The following is a 7,253-nucleotide window of genomic DNA, read 5'->3' on the forward strand; positions in this document are numbered from 1 at the left end:
GTGGTAGATGTGTGTAAGAAAAAGGGCTGCTGGATGACTTTAGAAATGCCTAATGGCGATCCAATGCGGGTAACTTTTAAAGATTATGCGTTCTTTATGCCGATGGATATTGTTGGCAAAAAAGTAGTTTTGGATGGATTGGCAAAGAGACAAACCATCTCTGTAGAAACTTTACGCCACTATGCGGAAGATGCTAAAAAATCTCCTGAAGAAGTAGCAAAAATTACCGATCCTAAAAAAGAATTGGCTTTCGAAGCTAAAGGCGTAGTGATTTTGGATAAATAAAAGAAAGTCCGGGGTCCGCGAAGACCGAAGTTAGCGGCGGCAAGCCTAAAGAGCTAAATTTTGCTAAAATAAATTACAAATAACAATATACTATATGAAAGTCGTCATCTCGACTGAAGCGTAGCGAAATGGAGAGATCTATAATAGATTAGCTTCGCGCTGAGCCTTCGGGTTTTCGACTGCGTTATACTCCGCTCGAAATGACGATATATAAATAAGAAACCCCGATGCATATTCTGCACCTGGGTTTCTATTTTTATGGATGGTGATCTTAGATTACCCAGTTCCAACCAAATTCATCAGGTGCTAAACCGTAACGGATATCGTTTAATTTTTTAGCAATGCCATTAGAAATATGTCTTGTAGATGGGTCGGTCAATTTATAGCTCTGACCATTATAGCCCATTTCGCCTACATGTGTTACTGTAGCTGCAGTTCCTGCGGCAAAAGCCTCTGTTAAGCTTCCGTTTTCAATTCCTTCAATCACTTCTTTAACAGAAACCCTACGTTCTTCAACTTCTACTCCAGCATCTTTAGCCAGTTTAATAATAGTATCACGCGTTACACCATCCAAAACAGTACTGCGTACTGATGGCGTAACCAATTTGCCATTAATTACAAAAAGTAAGTTGGCAGTTCCAGCTTCTTCAATAAACTCATGCGTTACCGAATCTGTCCAGATCAATTGATCGTAACCTTCTTTTTTTGCTTGCTCGAAAGGATATAACGAACGTGCGTAATTTCCAGCAGTTTTGGCAAAGCCTACACCACCTTCGTCTGCACGCGTAAATTCAGTTTCAATTTTAACCTTTAGTGCACTACTGTAATATGGACCAGTTGGTGTAGTTAACAAAGCAAATTTATAGGTATCAGATGCCTTAACGCCCAAATAAGGGTCCATTGCAAACATGACCGGGCGGATGTATAAAGCATAATCTTCTTGATTAGGTACCCATTTCTCATCAACATTGATTAATGCGGCTAAACCTTGCATAAAAATTTCTTCAGGAATACCTGGCATCGACATTCTGGCGGCTGATTTGTTAAAACGTTCGAAGTTTTTATCGGCACGGAAAACACTAATTTTACCATCTGGTTGGCGGTAAGCCTTTAATCCTTCGAAAATCGCCTGTCCGTAATGAAGTGCAGAAATTGCCGGGCTCATCGGAATTGGACCATAAGGAAGAATCTGTAAATTTTTCCATTCGCCATCTTCGTAGTCGGCAGTAAACATGTGATCGGTAAAAACCTTACCGAACGGTAATTGCGAAAAATCAGTAACAGCCAAACGTGTTTGCGCTGCTTTGGTGATTTTTATATCTAATGTCTCGGTCATTGTATTTGAATTTTGAATGGGTGAATGATCGAATGGTTGAGTGTTTTACCGCTCATTCTCTTATTCAATAGTTCGCTCATTCTGTCATTAATTATTTCGCGCAAATTAAGAAAAAACAGGCTTTTTTAATAGCTTTTTGTAATATTAATCTTTGTTTTTGAGTGTTTTAAGTACACTAAGCACCCAACCTTTACCCCACTCTTCCATTTGCTCACCGGTCCATAAGAACGGATAAAAGATTCTCTTCTGAAAACGCGGAGGCAGATACTTTTGCCAGTTGGTTCCACCTGTTGCTGCAATATCAACCGGATCTTTCTCCAAATAACGTACGGCCGATTTGTAGTGCGATAAAGGCCATTCTACATTTACATACAAATCTAACTTGCGCAACTCCTCTGCAAGGGCAGAAACATCAGCTCCATTCGCTTGCAATTGATGGTATAAAGCAGAAAAATTAGTTAAAGTGCGATCTTTAGCCAGTTGTAGAAACTGAGCAGCATACTTTTTAATAAATTGCTTTAAGGTTAAAGTTTGCTTACCCGAAGACAGCTCGGTTGCACCGAATTTCCAGTAAATATTTTCGAATTGTTCTGCTATTGTTGCAGTACTTAGTTCTTCGCGTTTGCTTTTATCTACCAATTGGATAAAATCTGTAGCACAGATCTCGATCATCCGGTACTGGCCAGATTGGAACCCACTGGCAGGCAATAACGACATGCGGAATTTCAGGAATTGCTCTTTCTCCATACCATCAACCATCACCTCGAAAGAAGTGGTTAAGGCATTGAAATAAGCGTTGATCCGTTTTACGCGTGCAGTAAAAAACTCGGCGGTTAAATTTTCATGTTCAGCAATCTGCCTGCATTCATGCAGTGCGAGCTTAAAATAAAGTTCCGTGATTTGATGGTACATGATGAAAATCTCTTCATCCGGAATTGGTGTTTTAGGATTCTGCAAGCTCAGTAAAGTATCCAAATGAATGTAGTCCCAATAGGTTAAGAAATCGGCATATAAGAGTCCATCGAGGTACGATGCCATATCTTGCCCCATTGCCGTATACTTTTCTTGCAGTTGATGTAATTTGTCTTTTATTTCGGGTGTGAAATCCATGGTTTAAAGTTAGCTGCACAAAGGTGATAAAGATTTTGCAACAAATAACTAAATTTTATACATTTGGGACAATGGCGATGGAGTACCGCCAAAACCGCCCAAACAGGCTGATGACTCCTACGATTTTTATTTAAAATTGAATTCAAATGCCTGTTAAAAAACTAACAGAAGGATTTCTTCTGTCTATTAAACATTTTATTAAACTCGACTTCGGATTACTCTTAATTAGCACATTAAAGTGGCTGTTGATTTCTGCAATATTGGGTGGGATTATAGGCTCTGCCTCTGCCCTGTTTTTAGAAACTTTAAACTGGGCAACCAATTACCGTGAACAACACCTCTGGATTATCGCCTTTTTACCAATTGCCGGTATACTCATTGGCCTGGCTTACCATTACTGGGGTGCAGCCGTTGTAAAGGGCAACAACCTCTTGATTGAGGAATTACAATCGCCCAAAAATGTGATTCCGCTGATTATGGCGCCACTCATTTTTGCAGGCACGATTATTACCCATTTATTTGGCGGCTCGGCTGGAAGAGAGGGTACAGCTGTGCAAATTGGAGGAGCCTTTGCCGATCAGTTTACGAAACTGTTTAAACTTAAAGCCAGAGATCGAAAAGTGATCCTCATCTGCGGGATCGCTGCTGGCTTTGCCTCTGTTTTCGGGACACCATTGGCAGGCGCTGTATTTGGATTGGAAGTTTTCGTTATTGGAAGTTTAACCTATAGTTCCATTCTTCCTTCATTTATTACTGCAATTATTGCCGATTATGCCTGCAAAAGCTGGGGTGTTGGGCATACCCATTATTCCATTTCTCTGGTGCCGGAAATGAATTCGATCAATTTACTGTTATCCTTAGGTGCTGGAATATTATTTGGACTGGTGGCGAGATCTTTTTCGGCCTTAAACCATAGCTTATCAAGTCTTTTCAGTAAAATCAAATACCCACCATTAAGGCCATTTATTGGTGGATTAGTTTTAATCGCCATTATTTACCTGATCGGGAATACACGATATATCGGCTTGGGCATTCCGGTTATTTCAGAATCCTTTGTTCAACAAGRAGCGTATTATACATTTGCGATCAAATTATTTTTAACAGCATTTACCCTGAGTGCAGGGTTTAAGGGCGGCGAAGTTACTCCACTTTTCTTTATTGGGGCCACACTGGGTAGTTTTTTGAGTTTCTTTATCCCCTTACCTCTTGGACTGTTGGCAGGAATGGGCTTTGTGGCTGTTTTTGCAGGGGCAGCGAACACCCCTTTGGCTTGTATTTTTATGGGCGTAGAGCTATTTGGTACCTCATCGGGAATTTATATCGCCTTAACCTGTGTTACTGCTTACTTATTTTCTGGCCATACGGGAATTTATCGGTCGCAAACGATAGGTACACCTAAGCATTTGTTGTTGAAGAGGCATCAGTTTTTGAGGTAGCTTTGACAACCTTCTCAACAAGAGGCCTGAAGGTTGTCAAAGCTTATCGAATTGGTTTTGATAATCTTCTAGAGATTGCAAAGAAGGCTGTCAAAGTTCATCAAACATGATAATATCCTGAATGTCAGAGTGAAATTTTAGATACCCTGCTTTTCCACCAAACCAATCCAACACATAATGTTTCTTTAATTTAGTATTGGCTTCAAGTAAAATCCGACCGTAAGAACTCCATTTCCAATCTCTGAAATCGGAAATAAGATTATGCTTTTGAGGATTAGAATGAATATAATAAACAAGCCTTGTAAAATAAGATTCGTCGTTTATCTGAGCACGTTTAAATGGCGTTTGAAATAATGTACCTATTCTTTTATGCTGGATATTAAATGCCAATGCGTATGATTGGAAAAATATTCTGAATTGTTTGCTTACAATATCATGCACTGAAAATTCACTAATTGGGTCATTAGCCTTTAAACTTTCTTTAACCCGGATTAGCAGATGAAAATGATTCCCTAATAAACAATATGCATATACATCTAAAACATTGGAAAGGTATAGATCGAATTTTTTTAGGAAAACCTATAATTAGCATCTGATTTAAAAAGTGGTTGCCTATCTATAGATCGGTTATAAATGTGATAGAATTTTCCTTGTTCAAATTTAGTATAGTAATGTTCGGTCTTTGCCATAAGAATGCTTAATAAACCAATATACTAAAAATAGGCTATAAAAAGCTTTGACAACCTACTGGCAAATAGCCTATAAGGTTGTCAAAGCCTCCGATCAACACAATTAGTATAGCACCCTAAACTTTATGGTATGCTCGATCTTTTTAAGCGATTTAAACAATTGTTTATCATATTCTGCATTGATATCGGTAATGGCATAGCCGATCTCAGGGTTGGTCATTAAAAACTGGCTCACAATGTTGATGTCGTGCTTAGCAAAAACAGTGTTGATTTTCGCCATAATACCCGGAACGTTTTTATGGATGTGAATTAAGCGATGCGATTTCTCAATTTTCGGCAATTGTAAGTTAGGGAAATTGCTGCTTAGATAAGTTGCTCCGGTATTCATAAAATCGGCAACCCGTTTCGGGATAAAATCGATATTACGTGGATTATTTTTAGGGTCATCGAAAACAACAATACCTTGTTTGGTACATAAATCGAGGTCTATTCTATTTTTCGCATTACCTAAATAACCTATAGTTTTTAGCTTAGCTGCGTTTTTTAACTGTTCTTTATTTATTTTTTCGCCATCAGCTAAAAGAATAATTCCCACATCCTTTACGTATTTATCTTCAAAAGAAGTCTTATGCCTAATTGATAAACCATCATTTTTAAGGATAGAAATCGTTAAGGGATCAACTTCACCAATTACCAGGCAAAGGATTCTGTTTTTAGGATAAGAAATTGCACGCGGCAGATCGTTTACGTACAAAAACTCGTCGAAGCTTGGTGTTACATGGTCAGCTTTCGAAACAATACTTTCACGGGCTATATTCTCCGTAAATGCAAAAAATTTATTGATGATACCGCTTTCGCGCAACTGGAAATCAGAGTACCCATCGCCAATACCGAATAGTTCGCCTTCGAGCTTTAAATGCTGAAGTAATTTTACTTTGCCACCCTCTTCACTTAAAGGATTGGTATGATCGTAATCTATAATTTTACCATCGCCAGTGGTTACAAAGGTATTGGCATAAATATTTTCCTTTTTAATGTGGTATTGGCTCACTACAGGAGTAATAAATTCCTTAAATCCGCCAGAAACAATCAGCACCTCATCGGCATGTTTCTTAAAAAACTCAGCATTACGCGAAAAAGAGGTAGACACTTTCTTTTTCAAATGTTTGATGAGTTGTTTTAAATGATCTTCGTTAGCTTCAAGAAGCTTAACACGTTGTGCTAAACTTTCGGAGAAGGAAAGTTTTCCTTCCATGGCAAAATTGGTATAATCTTCAATTTTTTGAAAAATCGCCTCTTTATCTGGGTGGTTCTTTAGCGAAATTCGTGCAAGTTCATCAAGTGCTTCTACCTGTGTAAAGGTACTATCAAAATCGATGATGTAATAGGCTTTCTGTTTGGGCATTATCTTAAATGTTGGGTAATTTCTTTTATGCTTTCGGCAACCGGCTTAAAGGTAATGCCAGTTTCCGTTTTTATTTTATTGTTATTGTAATAACTTAATGTTAAACTGCTCTTTGCAGCATCTTTAGTGATGGAAGGCTGTTTACCAGTGAATATGGATGCAAATTTTAGCGCCCTCCAGGCTATTCCGAGCATCCATGGTTTTGCTTCTCTTTTTGGTTCTTTAACGCCAAAACCCTGAGCAATTTCACTGAACAGATCTTTATAATGATAATCATCGGCAGAAATGATATACCGTTCTCCCGAAACTTCAGCATCCATTAACAGGATCATCGCTTTGGCCACATCTTCAACATCTACAAAACCAGAAGCCCCATCGGTGTAAAAGGGAAAACCACCTTTTATCAGTTTAAAAATTGCTCCACTCCCCTCAAAGCCCGCATTTTTACCGATAATTACCGATGGGTTGACAATGATAGCATCTAAACCTTCAGTAATGCCCCGCCAAACTTCCATCTCACCCTCGTATTTCGATAAACCGTAGGCGTGTGCTCTGGCATCATATTCCCAAAAGTCTTTTTCAGTAATTTTATTGCCCTTTTTAGCATTTCCCAACGCAGCAACTGAGCTTACATGCAATAAACGGCAATTATTTTCGGCACAAAGATTTACAATGTTCGAGGTTCCTTCTATGTTTACATGGAAAAGTTGCTTTTTATCTTTTGGGTTGAAGGACACAAAAGCTGCGCAATGGTAAACTTTGGTAATCCCGATAAAGGCATCTTCCAATACGGAAGGCTCGTTAATATCAGCCTCAAACCATTCAATGAGTGGGATATTCTGGATTTGTGAAGGAATTTTAGATTTCTCCCGCCTCAAGGCCCGAACAGTTAAACCTCTATCGGTTAACTGCTTAATTAATTCAGATCCTAAAAATCCAGTTCCTCCGGTTACCAGTATCATTTTATTTTTTTCGAGCTATATGTGGAAATA

General features: G+C 38.6%; 7 protein-coding genes and 1 riboswitch. Of the genes, 2 read left to right on the forward strand and 5 right to left on the reverse strand.

What is annotated here, in order from left to right; all coding sequences use genetic code 11:
- Nucleotides 1-285 (forward strand): DUF4920 domain-containing protein (locus AC1DND_RS14405; protein ID WP_477582566.1); only part of this gene is annotated, 285 nt, incomplete at its 5' end.
- Nucleotides 286-556: 271 nt separating this feature from the next.
- On the opposite strand, the gene AC1DND_RS14410 is transcribed toward AC1DND_RS14405, so the two are convergent.
- Together AC1DND_RS14410 and AC1DND_RS14415 are read right to left on the reverse strand one after the other, a co-directional pair.
- Complete coding sequence (locus AC1DND_RS14410) at nucleotides 557-1,621, reverse strand: branched-chain amino acid aminotransferase (protein WP_477582568.1); 1,065 nt, start codon at nucleotides 1,619-1,621, stop codon at nucleotides 557-559.
- A 144-nt stretch (nucleotides 1,622-1,765) separates the two neighbouring features.
- Nucleotides 1,766-2,731, reverse strand: coding sequence for a tryptophan 2,3-dioxygenase family protein (locus AC1DND_RS14415; RefSeq protein ID WP_477582570.1), 966 nt, complete (start codon nucleotides 2,729-2,731; stop codon nucleotides 1,766-1,768).
- A 64-nt stretch (nucleotides 2,732-2,795) separates the two neighbouring features.
- Nucleotides 2,796-2,858, forward strand: a riboswitch (Fluoride riboswitch).
- A gap of 19 nt (nucleotides 2,859-2,877) precedes the next feature.
- On the opposite strand from AC1DND_RS14415, the gene AC1DND_RS14420 reads away from it, so the two are divergent.
- Nucleotides 2,878-4,167 carry a voltage-gated chloride channel family protein gene (locus AC1DND_RS14420; protein ID WP_477582571.1) on the forward strand — a complete coding sequence of 430 codons (1,290 nt, stop codon included), beginning with the start codon at nucleotides 2,878-2,880 and terminating at the stop codon, nucleotides 4,165-4,167.
- A 90-nt stretch (nucleotides 4,168-4,257) separates the two neighbouring features.
- Here AC1DND_RS14420 and AC1DND_RS14425 read toward each other — a convergent pair whose 3' ends face one another.
- The 3 genes from AC1DND_RS14425 to AC1DND_RS14435 all read right to left on the reverse strand — a co-directional run bounded on the left by AC1DND_RS14425 (nucleotide 4,258) and on the right by AC1DND_RS14435 (nucleotide 7,223).
- Nucleotides 4,258-4,557, reverse strand: a complete 300-nt coding sequence (locus tag AC1DND_RS14425) for a transposase (protein ID WP_477582573.1) — start codon at nucleotides 4,555-4,557, stop codon at nucleotides 4,258-4,260.
- Between the two features lie 402 nt (nucleotides 4,558-4,959).
- The gene (locus tag AC1DND_RS14430; protein WP_477582574.1) at nucleotides 4,960-6,261 is read right to left on the reverse strand and encodes an HAD-IB family phosphatase; all 1,302 of its coding nucleotides are present in this window, start codon (nucleotides 6,259-6,261) and stop codon (nucleotides 4,960-4,962) included.
- Nucleotides 6,261-7,223, reverse strand: coding sequence for an NAD-dependent epimerase/dehydratase family protein (locus AC1DND_RS14435; protein WP_477582576.1), 963 nt, complete (start codon nucleotides 7,221-7,223; stop codon nucleotides 6,261-6,263). Before AC1DND_RS14435 ends, AC1DND_RS14430 begins: the two co-directional genes overlap by 1 nt.
- Nucleotides 7,224-7,253 lie beyond the last annotated feature (30 nt).

This window comes from Pedobacter sp. 01N416 (genome assembly GCF_056399685.1).